The organism is Streptosporangium sp. NPDC002721 (assembly GCF_042888905.1).
Lineage (GTDB): Bacteria > Actinomycetota > Actinomycetes > Streptosporangiales > Streptosporangiaceae > Streptosporangium.
On record NZ_JBIAQI010000020.1, the window covers coordinates 23,682 to 39,525 of the forward strand.

The following is a 15,844-nucleotide window of genomic DNA, read 5'->3' on the forward strand; positions in this document are numbered from 1 at the left end:
ACGTTCCCAGATGGTTCAGCCCGCGGCGATGAGCCCCGCGGGAACGAGATCGAGGACCAGCTGGGGGGCGACCGAGAACGCGATCGCGACGATCCCGGCCACCGCGACCGCCACGCTCGCGGGTATCCACCCGGTGCCGTGACCACCCGTCTCGGCGCCGCTCCTCTCGGCGCGGCTCCTCTCGGCGCCGTCCGCCACGATGCCGCCCGCCGGGACGCCGCCCGTCGAGGCACCGCCCGTTACGACGCTTCCCGGCATGGCGCTCCCGGTCACGACGCTGCCCGTCATGGCGCTGCCCGGAATGGCGCCGCCCGTTGCGGCGTCTCCGATCGCTGCGCTCTCGGTCACCGGAGCCGACGTGAAGATCCGCACGACCCAGGCGATGTAGTAGTAGAGGCCCACGACCGTGTTGACCGCCATCACGGCGGCCAGCCAGCCACCGCCACCGCCGAGGAGCTCCCGGAACACCACGATCTTGGCGAAGAGCCCGGCCAGCCCGGGGGGCAGGCCCGCCAGGCAGATCAGGAAGAAGGCCAGCGCCAGCCCGGCCGCCGGGCTCCGGAACGCCAGGCCCCGGTAGTCGTCCAGCTCTCCCCTGCCCGACCTTCTCGACACCAGCGTGACCACGGCGAACGCCCCGAGGTTCATCGCCGCGTAGAAGACCAGGTAGGCGATCGAGGCGTTCATCGCCTCGTCGTTCCTGAGGCCGAGGGGGGCGAGGATGTAGCCCGACTGGGCGACGGACGACCAGGCGAGCAGCCGCACGGCGTGGCGCTGGCGCATGGCCAGGAGGTTGCCGACGGTCATGGTCAGCGCGGCGAGGATCGCGACCAGCGGCACCCAGGTGGCCCCCTGACCACCCAGGGCGACGACCAGGATGAGGATCAGCCCCGCGAACCCCGCCGCCTTGGAGATGACGGATAGGATCGCCGCGACGGGGATGGGCGCCCCCTGGTAGACGTCGCCCGCCCACGCGTGGAACGGCACCGCTGCGATCTTGAAGGCGAACCCGGCGAGGACCAGGACCACTGCCACGGTGACCACCGCGGGCAGGTCGTAGCCGATCTGCAGCGAGGAACCGTAGGCGGCGCCGTCGCCGATGCCGACCTGGCCTGGCCCTGCGGGGACGTCGTGTCGCAGGGCGCGGGCGATCCGGTCGAGGTAAACCGTCCCGGTCGTCCCGTACAGCAGGGAGACCCCGAAGAGCATCACCGCCGTGGAGACCACGGAGACCAGGAAGAGCTTGACCGCCGCCTCGGAACTCCGGCCGTCGTAACGCTTGAGCGCGGTGAGCGCGAACACCGGCAGCGAGACGAGCTCCAGCGCGACCACCAGCATGATCAGGTCGCGGGAGGCGGGGAGGGCGACGGCACCCGCCAGCGTGCAGAGCAGCAGGAAGTACCACTCCCCGACGGGGATGTCCCCGGAGGAGAGTTCGGCCGCCGACAGCAGCACCACGACGATCCCGGCGGCCAGCGCGAGCCCCGCGAAGACGAGGGTGAAGTCGTCGACCACGAACGAGCACGGCGCCACGGTCGTCGCGGGGGCGGCCGGCCCGCCGGTCGGGGGGACGATGGCGCCGATCGCCGCGTGGGGGGAGCCGAGCAGCCCCTCGGGAACGCAGAAGGTCCTCAGCGGGTCTCCGGCGCGTACGGCCTGAGAGATCACTACCGCCAGGGCGCCGATCACCCCGGACAGCGTGACCGCGCCGAGTGCCGTCCGGACGTACGGACGGTGGGGCAGGAAGGCGTCCAGGAGCAGCACGAGCCCGGCGGTGAGGGCGAGGATCAGGGGCGGCGCGACCGCGTAGTAGTCGATCGACTGGATCACGGCGCGCCCACCAGGGTCCGGACCACCGGGTCGGTGAGGAGGAGGAGCGCCTTGGGCCAGAGCCCGAACAGCAGGATCAGAGCGATCAGCGGCGTCCAGGCTGCCAGTTCGTAGCCGGTGACGTCGGGCATGCGCGACCTGGCCGTGCTCACCGCTTCCGGAACCACCCGCGAAGCTGCCACCAAAGCCGCCGGAATCGCCGAAGCTGCCGGGGTCGCCGGGGTCGCCGGGGTCGCCGGGGTCGCCGGGGTCGCCGGGGTCGCCGGGGTCGCCGGAGGGGAAGCGTCTCCCCCGTCGGCGGTTGTCATGAAGGGGCCCTCCTTCTCCCCCGGCTCGGCGGCTAGGGCACCGCCCTCGTGGCCCTCATCCCCGGTCGGGCCTGTGGCGGGGAGGCCGCCCGCGGTGGCCGCGGTGAGGACCGGGACGTGGACGGTCTCGGTGCCCCGGCCGTGGGTGACGCGGGAGAGCATGAGCAGGAAGTAGGCGGCGGTCAGCACCGTACCGAGACCTCCGAGGGCCATGAAGACCAGGTAGAGGGGGCGGGACAGACCCGCGGCCGGTTCGAAGGCACCGATGAGGGCCAGCATCTCGCCCCAGAAGCCCGCCAAGCCCGGCAGCCCGAGCGAGGCGACGCAGGCGAAGGTGAGGAGGGAGGCGAGGTGGGGAAGGCGGGTCAGCATGCCACCGCCGAGAGCGGGCATGTCGGAGGTGCCGTAGCGCTCCTTGATCGCTCCGGCGACGAAGAACAACAGGGCGGTGATCAGGCCATGGGCGATGTTGCCGAACAGGGCACCGTTGACTCCGGCCGGAGTGAGCGTGGCGAAGCCCAGGAGCACGAACCCCATGTGGCCGACCGAGGAGTAGGCGATCATCCTTTTGAGGTCACGCTGGGCGAGACAGGCCAGCGAGCCGTAGACGATGCCGATCACCGCGAACGCCCCGAGCCACGGGGCCGTCGCGGCGGCGCCGTCGGGCAGGATCGGGATTGCGACGCGGACGAAGCCGTACGTGCCCATCTTGAGCAGCACGCCCGCCAGGAGCACCGAGCCGACGGTCGGCGCCTCGGTGTGGGCGTCGGGCAGCCAGGTGTGCAGCGGCCACATCGGGGTCTTCACCGCGAAACCGATGCCGACGGTCAGGAAGGCGATGGTCTGCACCGCGGGTGACATGCCCGTTCCCCGCGCTCGCGCGAGGGCGGTCATGTCCAGGGTGCCGGTCTGCGACCAGATGAGCAGCAGGCCGAGCAGGAGGACCACCGAGCCGAGCAGGGTGTAGAGGATGAACTTGATCGCCGCCGCGCGGCGGGCGCGGCCACCCCAGATGGCGATCACGAAGTACATCGGGATGAGGACGACCTCGAAGAACACGAAGAACAGCAATAGGTCGAGCGCGAGGAAGGTGCCGATCATGCCCACTTCGAGGACGAGCAGCGTGAACACCAGCGCCCGTGGCCGGTTGCCGCCGGGTCGGGGGCTCAGCAGCTGTCCGGGACCGTCGGCGCGCCCCCGGCACAGGTAGACGAAGCAGAGGAAGGTCAGCAGCGTGGTCAGCACGACCAGCGGCAGCGAGATCCCGTCCACGCCGAGGTGGAACCTGAGGTCGAGGCCGGGGATCCAGGCCAGGTCGGTCACGAACTGCACCCGAGCGGCGTCGCCGTGGTCGAACGCGGCGACCAGCACCACCGACAGAGCGAACGTGAGGCCGGAGACGACCAGGCCGTGCACCCTGAGCAGCCGCCCCCTGGCCGCGGCGTCCGTGCCGAACGGTGCGAGCAGCGCGGCGGCTCCGGCGAGTGGCACGCCGAGGAGCGCGATCAGCACCCAGCTCATGGCGTGGTCACCTCACCGGAGTTCGGTCCCGAGCTCGCCCCGGTGTCCGGCCCCGAGTTCGCCCCGATGTCCAACCCTGGGCACGGCCTTGCGGCCGATGCCGGGACCGGGCTCGGGTCCTGGTTCAGGTCCGGGCTCGGGTTTGAGATCGGGTGCAGGACCGGGCTCGGGTTTGAGATCGGGTGCAGGGCCGGGCTCGGGTGCAGGGCCGGGCTCGGGTGCAGGGCCGGGCTCGGGTGCAGGGCCGGGCTCGGGTGCAGGGCCGGGCTCGGGTGCAGGGCCGGGGTCGATGTCGGGTCCGGTCCTGTGGTCGGTCGCGGAGAGGAGGTCAACGGCGTGTCACCGCCAGACGGATGAGGAGCAGCACGACGAGGGCCACGACGCCCCAGAACAGCAGAGAGATCATCTAAAAATCACCGCCCCGGCCGCGATCATGAGGACTCCGGCCAGCAGGCCGGTGACGTAGAGCTGGGCGTTGCCGTTCTGCACCAGGCGGACCAGCCCGGCCAGGCTCAGGGTCGCCCGGCCCGAGCCGCGTACGGCACCGTCCACCACGCGGCCGTCGGTGCGGACGACAAGGCCCGCGAGGAGCAACACCGGTTGGACGAACAGCCTGGTGTAGACGGAGTCGACGTGGAACGCCTGCTCGCAGGGGGCCCGGAAGGGGCCGAGCAGGCGAGCCGGGTCGGTCAGGGGGTCGGAGCGCCACACGGCGTAGACCACCCCCGCGCCCAGCAGCGCCACGGTGAGGCTGAGGGCGGCGGCGTCCCAGTGGACGTCGCCGACGCGGGCGAAGCCGAGGAGCAGGGCCGGGACGGCCAGGACGAGAATGGGCCAGCGCATGGTGGCCGGGGCCTCGTGAACAGCGGTGTGGTGGGGGGAGTGGACGGCGTGCGGCGCGCTGGACGCGGGCTCGGGCTGGAGCTCGGCCTGGGGGGCGCGCTGCCCGAAGAAGGTTCGCAGCCACGCCCGGGTGGCGTAGGCACCGGTCACCGCGACCGTGGCGAGGGCGCAGCCGTAGAGCAGCAGGGCCGCGGCACCCGTCAGCGTCCCCGAGGACAGGGAACCCTCGATCGCGACCAGCACCTCGTCCTTGCTGAAGAAGCCACTGGCCGGGGGCAGGCCCATCAGCGCGGCGAAGCCGATCGTCATCGCGGTGAAGGTGACGGGAAGCTCCTTTCTGAGGCCCCCCATCGTGCTCATCAGGTTGGAGCCGACCGCGTGGATCACCGCTCCGGCGCAGAGGAAGAGGAGCGCCTTGAAGGCGCCGTGGGTGATCAGGTGGAAGGTCGCCGCGCTCCGGGACCCGGCGGCCAGGGCACCGGCCATGTAGGCGAGCTGGCTGATCGTGGAGTAGGCGAGGACGCGCTTGAGGTCGTCCTGGGCCAGGGCGGCCAGGGCCGCGCCGAGCATGCCGACGGCGGCCAGGACCGCGAGGACGTCCAGGGTGGGACGGGCATCGAGAAAGACCGGGTAGAGCCGGGCGACGACGAAGATGCCCGCGGCGACCATGGTGGCCGCGTGGATGAGGGCGCTGATCGGTGTCGGTCCGGCCATCGCGTCGGGGAGCCATACGTGCAGCGGCACCTGGGCGCTCTTTCCCGCGACTCCGGCGAGCAGCAGCATGGTCGCGGCGATGAGCGTGCCGGACGACATCTCGGGAACCGCGGCGATGACGTCGGCGATCCTGAAGCTGCCCGCCGCCGTCCCGAGGACGAAGATGCCGAACAGGAAACCGACGTCGCCGATCCTGGTGACGAGGAACGCTTTGATCGCCGCCCGCGAGTTGGCCCTGTCTTCCCACCAGTGCCCGACCAGCAGGTACGAGCACAGGCCCATGATCTCCCAGCCCACGTAGAGGACCATGAGGTCGGCCGCGTAGACGACCAGCAGCATGGCGCTGGTGAACAGGCTGATGAAGGAGCTGTAGGACGGGTAGCGCCGGTCGTCGCGCATGTAACCGACGGAGTAGACCTGCACCGCCAGCGCGACCACGGCCACCAGCACGGCGATCGACGCGGCGAGGCCGTCGACCAGCAGCCCGACCGTGATCGGCACCGAGCCCGTCTCGATGACGGTGAACGTCGCGGTGACTCCGTCGATCACCCCCTGAGGCTTCGGCTCGACCGGCGCGGACGACCCGATTCCCCCGCCGGTGGCCGCCCAGGTGGCGTAGGCCAGCCAGATCGCCAGGGCCGCGGAGACGGCGGTGGGCACCACGGCGATCCAGGCGGCCCGGCGGTTGGCAGCCGTGTCGGCGCCGGCCTTGGAGACATCGGCCTTGGGGGTGGTGCTGTCGCCGGTCTCCGGGGGCGTCACGCCGTGGAGATGCCGGGGGAAGCGGGAGCCGAGAAGGCCGGTGGCAGCCGCGAGGAAGGGCAGCAGGATGACGAGCGAGGCAATGGTGATCATGGCGTGTCACCCGGCCTGGTGTCCGCTTCGGGGGCGGCCTCGGGTTGGGCCCGCCGCGTGCCGGTCCCGGTCCCGGTCTCAGCCTCGGTCTGTGTCTGTGGCCGTGTTTGCGTCTGCGTCTGTGTCTGGGACAGGCTTCGGGACTCGGCTGAGGGCTGGTCCCGGGGCGGGGGGTGGGGGCCGGTGTCGCCGGAATCGGAATCGGCCGGGTTGGTGTGGGCGGTGCCGGTGTCGGTGTCGCCGGAGTCGGACAGGGAGCGGAGGCGGTCGAGGTCGACGGTCCGGCGGTTGCGGTAGAGAGCGAGGATGATCGCGAGACCGAGACCGACCTCGGCGGCGGCGATCACGATGACGAACAGCGTGAGAACCTGTCCGCCGTGCAGGCGGTCGCGCAACCACACGTCGAAGGCGACCAGGTTGAGGTTGACCGCGTTGAGCATGAGCTCGACGGACATCAGCACGAGGATCGTGTTGCGGCGGGCGAGCACGCCGTACACGCCGATGGAGAACAGCAGCGCCGAGACGACCGCGGGGTAGACGACGTGCACGTCAGTCCCTCCCGCGGATGTCCGTGCGGGACAGGACGATGGCGCCGATCAGGGCCGCCAGCAGCAGGACCGAGAGCGCCTCGAACGGGAGCACCCAGTTGCGGAAGATGCTGGAACCGAGTTCGCCGGCCGAGCCACCGCCGGGCTCAAGCGGGACGTAGGCCATGCGGAAACCGTCGATGACGACGGTGACCAGCACGGCCGCGGTGGCGATGGCCACGATCGCCGCGGTCGGACGGTTCGGGCTGTCGAGGTCGGCGCTCCTGCCGATCGGGGCGCGGGTGAGCATGATGCCGAACAGGAGCAGGACCACGACCGCGCCGACGTAGATCAGCACCTGGACCCAGGCGACGAACTCGGCGGTGAGCACCAGATAGCACCCGGCCAGCGCGCCGAAGCAGACGACCAGCCACAGGGCCGCGTGAACGAGCTGCCTGGTGGTCACGACGAGCAGCGCCGACCCGACGGCCACCGCGCCCAGCAGGAGAAAGACGATCTCCTGGCCGGTCGGCGACAGGTAGGACGGCACCTCGGTCACCTCTCCTCCTCCGGCTCTCCACTCGGATCCGTGGGAGGAGTCTGCTCCGGCGTGGCCGCCGCCGGGGGCGCTTCACCCTCGCCTGTGGATAACTTCTCGACGGATGGCCTGCCTGTGGACGGATCGTCTTTCTTCGGCAGGGCACCCGGTGGCCGGATGGCCCGGACGCTCGCGTGCCCCGCCGAGATGCCCGATCTGGACGACCTGCCCGGGGACGGACCGCGCCGGGCGGTCGGCGCGTCGGGGGGGCCGGGCTTGGGCGCTTCGGTGCCGGGCGTGGACGATCCGGGTGTGGACGATCCGGATGTGGATGATCCAGGACCAGGTGTGGGCGCTTCAGGGGCCGATGGGAGACCGGGTTCGGAGCGGGGATCGGCGGGGGAAGCCGGGGCTCCGGATGGGGAGGCCGGCACGCCAGGTGTGGGCGCTCCAGTTTCGGGCGTGGAGGTCACGGGGCCGGGAGAGGCTGTGGAGCCAGGAGCGGTGGTACGACCAGGACCGGCCGTGGCACCGGGGTCAGCCGCGGATCCGGCCGCGGAACCAGAACCGGGACCTGGGCCTCCGGTACGGCCAGGACCGGCCCCGGGACCGGAAGCAGCAACAGGGCCAGGGCCAGCCGTGGAACCGGGGTCGGTCGCAGAACCTGGATCAGCCGTACGGCCGGGGCCGCCGGTGCGATCAAGGCTGGCCGCAGGTCCGGGAGTGGCGGCACGGCCGGGGCCGGCCGTGGGGGCGGGACCGGTTCCGGAAGCGGGCTCGGGCGGCGTGGGGCGGGGGCGGACCGGGCGGGAGGTGGCCGCCAGTTCCTTGGGGGGATCGGCGTTGATCTCGTGGGCCGGAGGGGGCGGGACGGTCTGGGCCCAGGTGGCCAGCTTGTCCTTCTCGTGAAGAAGGTTGCGGATGTCGCCCTCGGCGTACTCGAACTCCGGAGACCAGAACAGCGCGTCGAACGGGCAGACCTCGATGCAGATCCCGCAGTACATGCACAGGGAGAAGTCGATCGCGAAGCGGTCGAGCATGTTGCGGGCTCGGGGACGGCCGCCTTCCGGCGCGGGGAGGGTCTCCTTGTGGGAGTCGATGTAGATGCACCAGTCGGGGCACTCGCGGGCACAGAGCATGCACACCGTGCAGTTCTCCTCGACCAGCGCGATCACCCCCCTGCTCCTCGGGGGCAGCTCCGGCCGGACTTCGGGGTACTGCTGGGTCACCGACCTGCTCAGCATGTGGCGAAGGGTGACGGAGAGTCCCTTCGCCAGTCCCACTCCTGGTATCCGTGCCACAACTCAACATCATGGCGCACAGCGGGGCGCTCGGGAATGCGTGGGTTCCGGAGACCGGCACGGCAAGGGGTGTCAGCCGGGAAACGAGGTTATCCACAGAAGTTATCCACAGACTGTGTGTTCGATAACCGCCCTCCAAGCACGGGCTCACCATCGAAGCGACTGCGGACTTCCTGAAAAAATCGTATTGTTCGCCACATGTCCCACCAGCACGGGCCGGCCTGGCAATCACAACCACCGGCGCGATCCAACATGGCACTGAGCGTCATGTGGGCACTGGTACCTCTGCTGACCTGCGGTGTTGGGACGCCGTTCGTCATCGGCCACGCCGCCCGACGATTGCGGAGCCCGTTGCTGGCCGTCGCCGCCGCCGTCTACGGTTTCGGCGTCGGCATTTTCGTGATCATCGCGGCGACCTACGGGGATTCCAACCACACTCCGGTCGTGCTGGACGTCATCGGGACGATCGGCCTGTTCGGCAGCTGGATCGGCGGGCTGGGCCACGCGCTGATCCTCAGGGGGTCGGTTTTCCCGCGGTGGCCGTCCCAGGAGTTCACCTCGGGACCGCCTCCGGGGTACGGCCATTCCCAGGCCCATTCCCAGGCCCATTCCCAGGGCCCTTCGTACCAGAGGCCTCCGTACCAGACGGGTCCCACCGCGCCCTCGATCGTGCACCAGTCCGTCATGCACCCGCCCGCGCAAGGGGCGCAGCCGCACCAGTCCGTCATGCACCCGCCCACGCAAAGGCCGCAGCCGCACCACCCCGCGATGCACCCGCCCACCCAAGGGCAGCAGCCGCACCGGCAGGAGCCCCTGTACCACGGTGGGTACCAGCCGCAGTCGCTCCATGACAGCGGGCCGCCGCGGTACGCGCCCCAGTACCCCCAGGACCGCTTCACCCACACCTCACACGGTCCCCAGGGCCCCCAGGACCCCTTCGCGCAGGGCCGGCCCGCCTACGCCTCGCAGAACCAGAACGCCGCCCCGGCCCCGCAGGGCTGGCTCGGGCCGTACCGGCTGATCGGCAGCCTGGGGAAGGGCGGCCAGGGCACGGTGCACCTCGCGCTCACCCCGCAGGGGCAGAAGGTCGCGATCAAGGTGCTGCACGAGCACTTCACCGGCAACCAGGTGGTCAGGGAGCGGTTCCTGCGGGAGGTGGAGGCGACGCGCAGGGTGGCGACGTTCTCCACGGCACGGGTGCTCGACGTGAACATCAACGAGGACCAGGCGTACGTCGTCAGCGAGTACGTGGAGGGCGACTCCCTGGAGCAGCTGGTCCGCGACAAGGGCCCGCGCGACGAGGACGGCCTGACCAGGCTGGCCCTGGCCACGGCGGGCGCGCTGGCCGCGATCCACCGGGCCGGGGTGGTGCACCGGGACTTCAAACCCGCCAACGTGCTGATCGGCGCCGACGGCCCCCGCGTGATCGACTTCGGGATCGCCCGAGCCCTCGACCAGGTCACCGCGACGTCGGGCAACATCATGGGCACCCCCGCCTACATGTCCCCCGAGCAGCTCTCGGGCGAGACGGTCGGCCCGGAGACCGACGTGTTCAGCTGGGCCGCGACCATGATCTTCGCCGCGTCGGGGAAGGTGGCCTTCGGGGAGGACACCATCCCCGCGATCCTGAACCGGGTGATCAACCACCAGCCGGACCTGGCGGCCCTGCCCCACTCACTGCGCCCGCTGGCCGCCGCCTGCCTGGACAAGAAGCCGGGCAACCGGCCCACGGCCGCCGACATCATGCTGCGGATCGTGCAATAGGGAGAAGCAGTGCAATAGGGAGAAACCCGGCTCAGGGGACCGCGTCCTTCGCCCGGCCCGTCAGGTCCAGGTACTCGTCGCGGGTCAGCGCACGGATCTCCAGCTCCAGGTCGTTCCCGGTGGCGAAGCGCTCGACGTCCGCGGCGTCCCAGTGTCCCGGCAGGTGGAACAGGTCACCGCCCACCATCAGGCCGGTCACCCCGGACTCCGCCGAGTACAGCAGCAGCTCGGACGCGTCCAGTTCGCGGGTCCTGCGCGCGGTCTCCAGCAGCAGGCGGCCGTGGACGACCACCAGGCGGCAGTGCGGCTGCCCCTCGCGCCTGAGCACGCGCCCCTGGGCGGTCTGGTTGCGGGTCCTGCGGCGGCCGACCCCGACCACGACGACGGCCCCGACGACCGTCAGCGCGGCCAGCACCAGGGCGGCGATCCCGAGCGCGCCCATCCCCCGGGTGACGTCGGCGCGGGCCTCGGTCAGGTTGAGGAGCACGAGCGCCACGAAGACCGCCCCGTAGGCGAGCACCGCCCACATGAGCACGTACAGCAGCTGCTCGCGCCACCACACCTTCGGCGAGCTCAGGGGCGGCCTGAGGCTTCTGGCACCGGGGACGCGCAGGCGCGGCAGCGGCGCCGGGGCCCGGCGCCAGGTCACCGCGCGCCACCTCGGCGACCTGCGGGCGAGGGCGACCCTGGCCCGCTGCGGGGTCTCGAACGCCCGGAACTCGAACTCCAGCCCGTTGTCCGAGGCGAACGCCTTCACCGCCTTCTTCGACCGCGATCCCGGGGCCTCCAGCATGACCAGGCCGGACTCGTCGAGCACCGCCAGGCCGTATCGCGTCCTCCCCCTGCCGGGATAGCCGAAGATCAGCAGCGTGCTCGCCCGGCCCTCCCCGGCGAGCGGCAGCCGCACCGGCGGATGTTCCGGCACTTCGACGACCAGTTCATCCTTTTCCACGGCAAGCGCGAGGGTCATGCGTTCCGTCCTTGGCAGGTGGTGTCACAGAGTGTATTTACTCCCTGCCCTGCGTGGGCGCTTCGAACGTCAGATCGTTCGGTACGGCGGCACGGATGGTACGGAAACGGCCCGGAGGAAGGAACTCATCCCACGGCGATCCTGACGATTCCCGTCAGCGCGAGCTGGACCAGGGCCAGCGGCACCAGCCCGACCCAGGCGAGCCGCTGCAGCTGGTCCTCGCGCAGGCGGGGATAGCTCACCCGGACCCAGATGATCACGAAGACCAGCAGGAAGACCTTGAGGAGCATCCACACCGGCCCCGGCAAGAACGGGCCGTGCCAGCCACCGAGGAAGAGCACGCTGGTGAGCGCGGACACCACGATGATCCCGGCGTACTCGGCCAGCATGAACAGGGCGAACCTCATGCCGGTGTACTCGGTCATCGGGCCCATGATGATCTCGGAGTCGGCGATCGGCATGTCGAACGGCGGGCGGCGGAGCTCGGCGAGCCCCGCGACGAAGAAGACCACGCCGCCGATCGCCTGCCAGGGCAGCCACCACCACTGCCAGGCCTCCACGATGCCCGGCAGCGAGAGCGTGCCCGCCGCCATCGCGACGCTGGAGGCCGCGAGGACCAGCGGCAGCTCGTACGACATGAGCTGGGCCGCCGAGCGCATCCCGCCCAGGACGGAGTACTTGTTGCCCGAGGACCACCCGGCCATGATCGAGCCGAGCACGCCGACCCCCATCACGGCGAGGACGAAGAACAGCCCGGCGTCCAGGTCTACCCCGACCAGGCCGGGTCCGACCGGGATGACGACCATCACCAGGAGATAGGGGACCAGCGCCACGCCGGGGGCCAGGGCGAAGACCCGGCGGTCGGCGGCGGTCGGGATCACCTGCTCCTTCTGCATGAACTTGACCCCGTCGGCGATCAGCTGGGCCCAGCCGTGGAAGCCCCCGGCGTACATGGGACCGAGGCGCGACTGCATGTGCGCCATGACCTTGTGCTCCATCTGCCCGGCGACCAGCGGCAGCACCAGGAAGATCGCGACGATCACGACGAGCCGTACCGCGGCGTCGAGCACCTCGGCGATCACGGGCACCTCCGGTCCCCCGGGAGAAGTCCCCGGCCGTCACGGGTATCGCGGGCTTCGCGGCGGGGCGGCCGCCGGGAGGTCTCAGGTGCCACGTTCGCGCCCCCAGTCGGCGGGCACCCCCGGCGGGAGCGTCTTGCGGCGGCTCGGCGAGCCGCCTCCGGACTCCCCTGGCTCCTTCGCCCCCGGCCAGGCCTTGGCGACCCGGGCGGCGAGCACGAAGTCCTTGCGCAGCGGGAAGCCCTCGAAGCCCTCGGGGAGCAGCAGCGGCACCAGGTTCGGATGGCCCTCGAAGACGACGCCGAACATCTCGAAGGTCTCGCGCTCGTGCCAGTCGGCCCCGCGGAAGACACCGACCGCGCTGGGCAGCCGGGGGTCGGCGCGCGGGACCCGGGTGCGCAGCAGCAGATGGGCGTGCGAGACGGGCGAGAAGAGGTGCGCGACGACCGCGAACGCCTCCGGCGGCTCGTCCACCGCGGTCAGCCAGTCGAAGAACTCGTAGCCCCCGGCCCTGGCGGACTCCAGCAGGCCGATCCAGCCCTCGGGCTCCACGTCGACCGTGGTCTGGCCGAAGGACTCCGACACCCGGGCGCCCTCCCCGTACGCGAAACCGGGTTCGGGTACGGAGTCAGATGCGGGCCGGTCAGGCATAGCGTTCACCCAGGTTCTCGGCGGCGATCTTCTCCTGGAGCATCATGATGCCGTGGAGCAGCGCCTCGGGACGGGGAGGGCAGCCGGGGACGTAGACGTCGACCGGGATGATCTGATCGACGCCCTTGGTCACGCAGTAGGAGTCCCAGTACGGGCCGCCGGAGTTGGAGCAGGCGCCGAAGGAGATCACGTACTTCGGGTCGGGCATCTGCTCGTAGAGCCGCTTGACCGCGGGCGCCATCTTGTCGGTCACCGTGCCCGAGACGATCATCAGATCCGCCTGCCGGGGGCCGTTGGCGAACGGGATGACCCCGAACCTCATGAAGTCGTGCCTGCTCATCGAGGTCGCGATGAACTCGATCGCGCAACAGGCCAGGCCGAAGTTGAACGCCCACAGCGAGTAACGGCGCCCCCAGTTGAGGATGAAGCGCATGGGTTTGGGGGCCAGACGCGAGACTGGCCCCACGGTGGGCATCGGGAGATCCGCCATGGCACGCATTCTCCTTCAGAGTCGGTGTTCGCGCTTGCCCGGCCCTTCGAGGCTCCCGAACCCGGGCTCCCGGGCCCCTCGGGTCCGGGCCTTCGATCTCTCAGGTCCAGGTGAGCGCGCGTTTGCGCCAGGCGTACAGGATGCCGAGCGCGATGAAGCCGAGGAAGACGAACATCTCGACCAGGGTGGTCGTCCCGAAGCCCGGCGCGGCGAAGACCGTCGCCCAGGGGAACAGGAAGACCGCGTCCACCGCGAAGACGACGTACAGGTAGGTGAACACGTAGTAGCGGATCTGGGACTGGGCCCAGCCGTCGCCCACCGGGTCGACGCCGCACTCGTAGGTGAGCAGCTTCTCCGGGGTGGGACGGTCCGGCCGGAGCCCCCGGTTGACCAGGAGCGCCCCGGCGACGATGAGCAGGCCGATCGCGAACAGCGCGAGGACCACCACGTAGGAGCCGAAATATCCGCTCATGGCTTCTCCTCCTCGGAACCTCGGAACCTCAGGACCCGGGGGCCTGGGGGCCCGGAAGACCCCGGACCGCCGCCAAGCGCTCCAGGACCTGCCGTACGAGGCTCTCCGCCCTACCTATAGCAGTATCACCCCTCCCGGTCACGCCGGGAAAGTCAGGAAAGCCGGGAAAGCGGCGGTCGCGGAACACTAAAGGCTCCGTGCACTTAATACCAAGCCAGGGCAAATACCCTATTAGGCCATATAGCGTTAGTTTATGTTTAAAGTGCGATTCGTCGGAGGAATCGCCTGCATGGTCGCGACGATGGCCGGTTGCGGCGTGGCCACCGCCTCCCCCCACGCGAATTCCCCCGTCCCCTCGGAACCGACGCTGATCAATTACGTGGACCCCTCCATGGTCCGGGGCCTGAGCACGAGAAGCCTGAACTCGGGAGAGGCCGCGGGCCGTCGCGTGCACGCCACCTATCCGGCCGTCGCCGACGCCCCCCGGCTCACCGAGAAGCTCTTCAAGACGGTGACCGCGAGTCTTGCCCGCTTCGCCGGGAACGACGTCCCCGCCGGCGCCCTGCCCAACCCCGAGTTCAACGTCGACTGGCAGCTCGCCGCCGCGTCCCCCGAGGTCCTGGGGGTACGGCTGCGCATCGGCCAGTCCATGGGCTCCGGCTGGAGCGAGTCACGGACCACCCTCTGGTACGACAGGGCGAACCGACGCGCCCTGGAGTCCCCCGGCCTGATCAGGGACAGCGCGGCGCTGACCACGCTGGCCGGGATCGTCAGGAGGGAACTGGCGCTGCGAGGCCCCCTGGTGAACCCCAACGCGCTCAGGCCGGAGCGCTCGATGTTCGACTCCCTCGGCTTCAACCCGCGCGGCGACCTCGTCGTGGAGTTCGACGACAAGCAGGTGGGCCTGGGCGTCGCCGGGCGGGTGGCCGTCGCCGTGCCGTCCGCGACCGCCGCGCCGCTGCTGTCGGAGACCGGGCTGCGGGCGCGGCGGGCCTCCGTGGGGACCGCGACCCTCATCTCGCAGAAGGACATGCTCGCGGCGAGCATGGACAGGCCCGCGGCGCGCAGCTCCAAGGCCGGCACCGTGGACTGCGCGAAGGCCAGATGCGTGGCGCTGACCTACGAGGACGGGCCGGGCCCCGAGACCGGGCGGCTGCTGAACATCCTCGGCGCGTACAGGGCGAGGGCGACCTTCTTCACCCTCGGCTCCAACGCCTCCGCGCGTCCCGAACTGCTGCGGCGGATGCGTGACGAGGGACACCTGGTGGCCAACCACACCTGGTCCCACCGCGACCTCAGCGTGCTGTCCTCCGCCATGCTCGCCGACCAGCTCACCCGCGCGCAGCACGCGATCGTCCAGGCGATCGGCCAGGTGCCCACGCTGATGCGCCCGCCGTACGGGGGGACCGACGAGCAGGTGACCTCCGTCGCGCGCCGGCTGGGCATGTCCGTGGTGCGCTGGAGCGTGGACGCCGAGGACCGGGACGACCCCGACCCCCGGGCGATCGCCCGCCGGACCGTCTCCCAGGTCAGGCCCGGTTCGATCGTCCTCATGCGCGACTTCCGCCCCGCGACCGTCGACGCGGCCCCCGCGATCCTGCGCGAGCTCGCCGCGAAGGGTTATACCTTTGTCACTGTCCCGGAGCTGTACGGCCCGCGCGCGATGGAACCGGGCCGGACCTACGACTCCGGGACCATGTCGAATGTGCCGGACAGGCGGTCCATGTCATAGCCTGAGGCTATGGGGCCATAGCCGGAGGCGATGAGGGCGTCTTCGCGACGGGACATATAGTTGGGCATCGTGATCCCAACTGTCCTCTTCGGCCGCCTGCACGTCGACCTGTGTCGGCTCGCGGCCGGGCTGTGTCGGGCCGACCGTCCGCGATGGTGACTCCCCCGTAGGCCGTACGACGGCTCCTCGCAGACCGCACGACGGCCGCACCGCGCGATGTCCGCGCCCAGCTTCGACTCAGTTTCGACT

Annotated in this window: 13 protein-coding genes and 1 pseudogene; 3 read left to right on the forward strand and 11 right to left on the reverse strand. The window is 70.7% G+C overall.

Going from position 1 to position 15,844, the window contains the following annotated elements:
- Positions 1-15 precede the first annotated feature (15 nt).
- The 6 genes and pseudogenes from ACFYWM_RS27525 to ACFYWM_RS27550 form a co-directional block, all read right to left on the reverse strand.
- The gene (locus ACFYWM_RS27525; RefSeq protein ID WP_389918992.1) at positions 16-1,830 is read right to left on the reverse strand and encodes an NADH-quinone oxidoreductase subunit N; all 1,815 of its coding nucleotides are present in this window, start codon (positions 1,828-1,830) and stop codon (positions 16-18) included.
- Positions 1,827-3,659, reverse strand: coding sequence for a NuoM family protein (locus ACFYWM_RS27530; protein WP_389918995.1), 1,833 nt, complete (start codon positions 3,657-3,659; stop codon positions 1,827-1,829). The genes ACFYWM_RS27525 and ACFYWM_RS27530 overlap by 4 nt, the downstream gene beginning before the upstream one ends.
- A gap of 402 nt (positions 3,660-4,061) precedes the next feature.
- Positions 4,062-6,071: an NADH-quinone oxidoreductase subunit L gene (locus ACFYWM_RS27535; RefSeq protein ID WP_389918998.1), complete on the reverse strand. Its 2,010-nt coding sequence runs from the start codon at positions 6,069-6,071 to the stop codon at positions 4,062-4,064.
- Between the two features lie 251 nt (positions 6,072-6,322).
- Positions 6,323-6,619 (reverse strand): annotated as a pseudogene (gene nuoK / locus ACFYWM_RS27540) (NADH-quinone oxidoreductase subunit NuoK); the annotation flags it as partial.
- Between the two features lies 1 nt (position 6,620).
- Positions 6,621-7,157: an NADH-quinone oxidoreductase subunit J gene (locus ACFYWM_RS27545; protein WP_389919001.1), complete on the reverse strand. Its 537-nt coding sequence runs from the start codon at positions 7,155-7,157 to the stop codon at positions 6,621-6,623.
- A complete protein-coding gene (locus ACFYWM_RS27550; protein WP_389919004.1) occupies positions 7,154-8,380 on the reverse strand; it encodes a 4Fe-4S binding protein in 1,227 nt (408 codons plus the stop codon). The genes ACFYWM_RS27545 and ACFYWM_RS27550 overlap by 4 nt, the downstream gene beginning before the upstream one ends.
- 309 nt (positions 8,381-8,689) lie before the next feature.
- Between ACFYWM_RS27550 and ACFYWM_RS27555 the strand changes: the two genes are divergently transcribed.
- Positions 8,690-10,201, forward strand: a complete 1,512-nt coding sequence (locus ACFYWM_RS27555) for a protein kinase (protein ID WP_389919007.1) — start codon at positions 8,690-8,692, stop codon at positions 10,199-10,201.
- A 31-nt stretch (positions 10,202-10,232) separates the two neighbouring features.
- On the opposite strand, the gene ACFYWM_RS27560 is transcribed toward ACFYWM_RS27555, so the two are convergent.
- The 5 genes from ACFYWM_RS27560 to ACFYWM_RS27580 form a co-directional block, all read right to left on the reverse strand.
- Positions 10,233-11,171 (reverse strand): hypothetical protein, encoded by a 939-nt coding sequence (locus ACFYWM_RS27560; RefSeq protein ID WP_389919009.1) that lies wholly within the window; start codon positions 11,169-11,171, stop codon positions 10,233-10,235.
- A 125-nt stretch (positions 11,172-11,296) separates the two neighbouring features.
- A complete protein-coding gene (gene nuoH / locus ACFYWM_RS27565) occupies positions 11,297-12,250 on the reverse strand; it encodes an NADH-quinone oxidoreductase subunit NuoH (protein ID WP_389919399.1) in 954 nt (317 codons plus the stop codon).
- Between the two features lie 84 nt (positions 12,251-12,334).
- Positions 12,335-12,901, reverse strand: coding sequence for an NADH-quinone oxidoreductase subunit C (locus ACFYWM_RS27570; protein WP_389919011.1), 567 nt, complete (start codon positions 12,899-12,901; stop codon positions 12,335-12,337).
- The gene (locus ACFYWM_RS27575) at positions 12,894-13,376 is read right to left on the reverse strand and encodes an NADH-quinone oxidoreductase subunit B (RefSeq protein WP_389919402.1); all 483 of its coding nucleotides are present in this window, start codon (positions 13,374-13,376) and stop codon (positions 12,894-12,896) included. The genes ACFYWM_RS27570 and ACFYWM_RS27575 overlap by 8 nt, the downstream gene beginning before the upstream one ends.
- A 115-nt stretch (positions 13,377-13,491) precedes the next feature.
- Positions 13,492-13,863, reverse strand: a complete 372-nt coding sequence (locus ACFYWM_RS27580) for an NADH-quinone oxidoreductase subunit A (protein ID WP_389919013.1) — start codon at positions 13,861-13,863, stop codon at positions 13,492-13,494.
- 253 nt (positions 13,864-14,116) lie between these two features.
- Here ACFYWM_RS27580 and ACFYWM_RS27585 point away from each other — a divergent pair, with 253 nt between their 5' ends.
- Together ACFYWM_RS27585 and ACFYWM_RS27590 are read left to right on the forward strand one after the other, a co-directional pair.
- Positions 14,117-15,595, forward strand: coding sequence for a polysaccharide deacetylase family protein (locus ACFYWM_RS27585; protein WP_389919015.1), 1,479 nt, complete (start codon positions 14,117-14,119; stop codon positions 15,593-15,595).
- Positions 15,596-15,664: 69 nt separating this feature from the next.
- Positions 15,665-15,754, forward strand: a complete 90-nt coding sequence (locus ACFYWM_RS27590; RefSeq protein WP_389919017.1) for a putative leader peptide — start codon at positions 15,665-15,667, stop codon at positions 15,752-15,754.
- Positions 15,755-15,844: the final 90 nt, after the last annotated feature.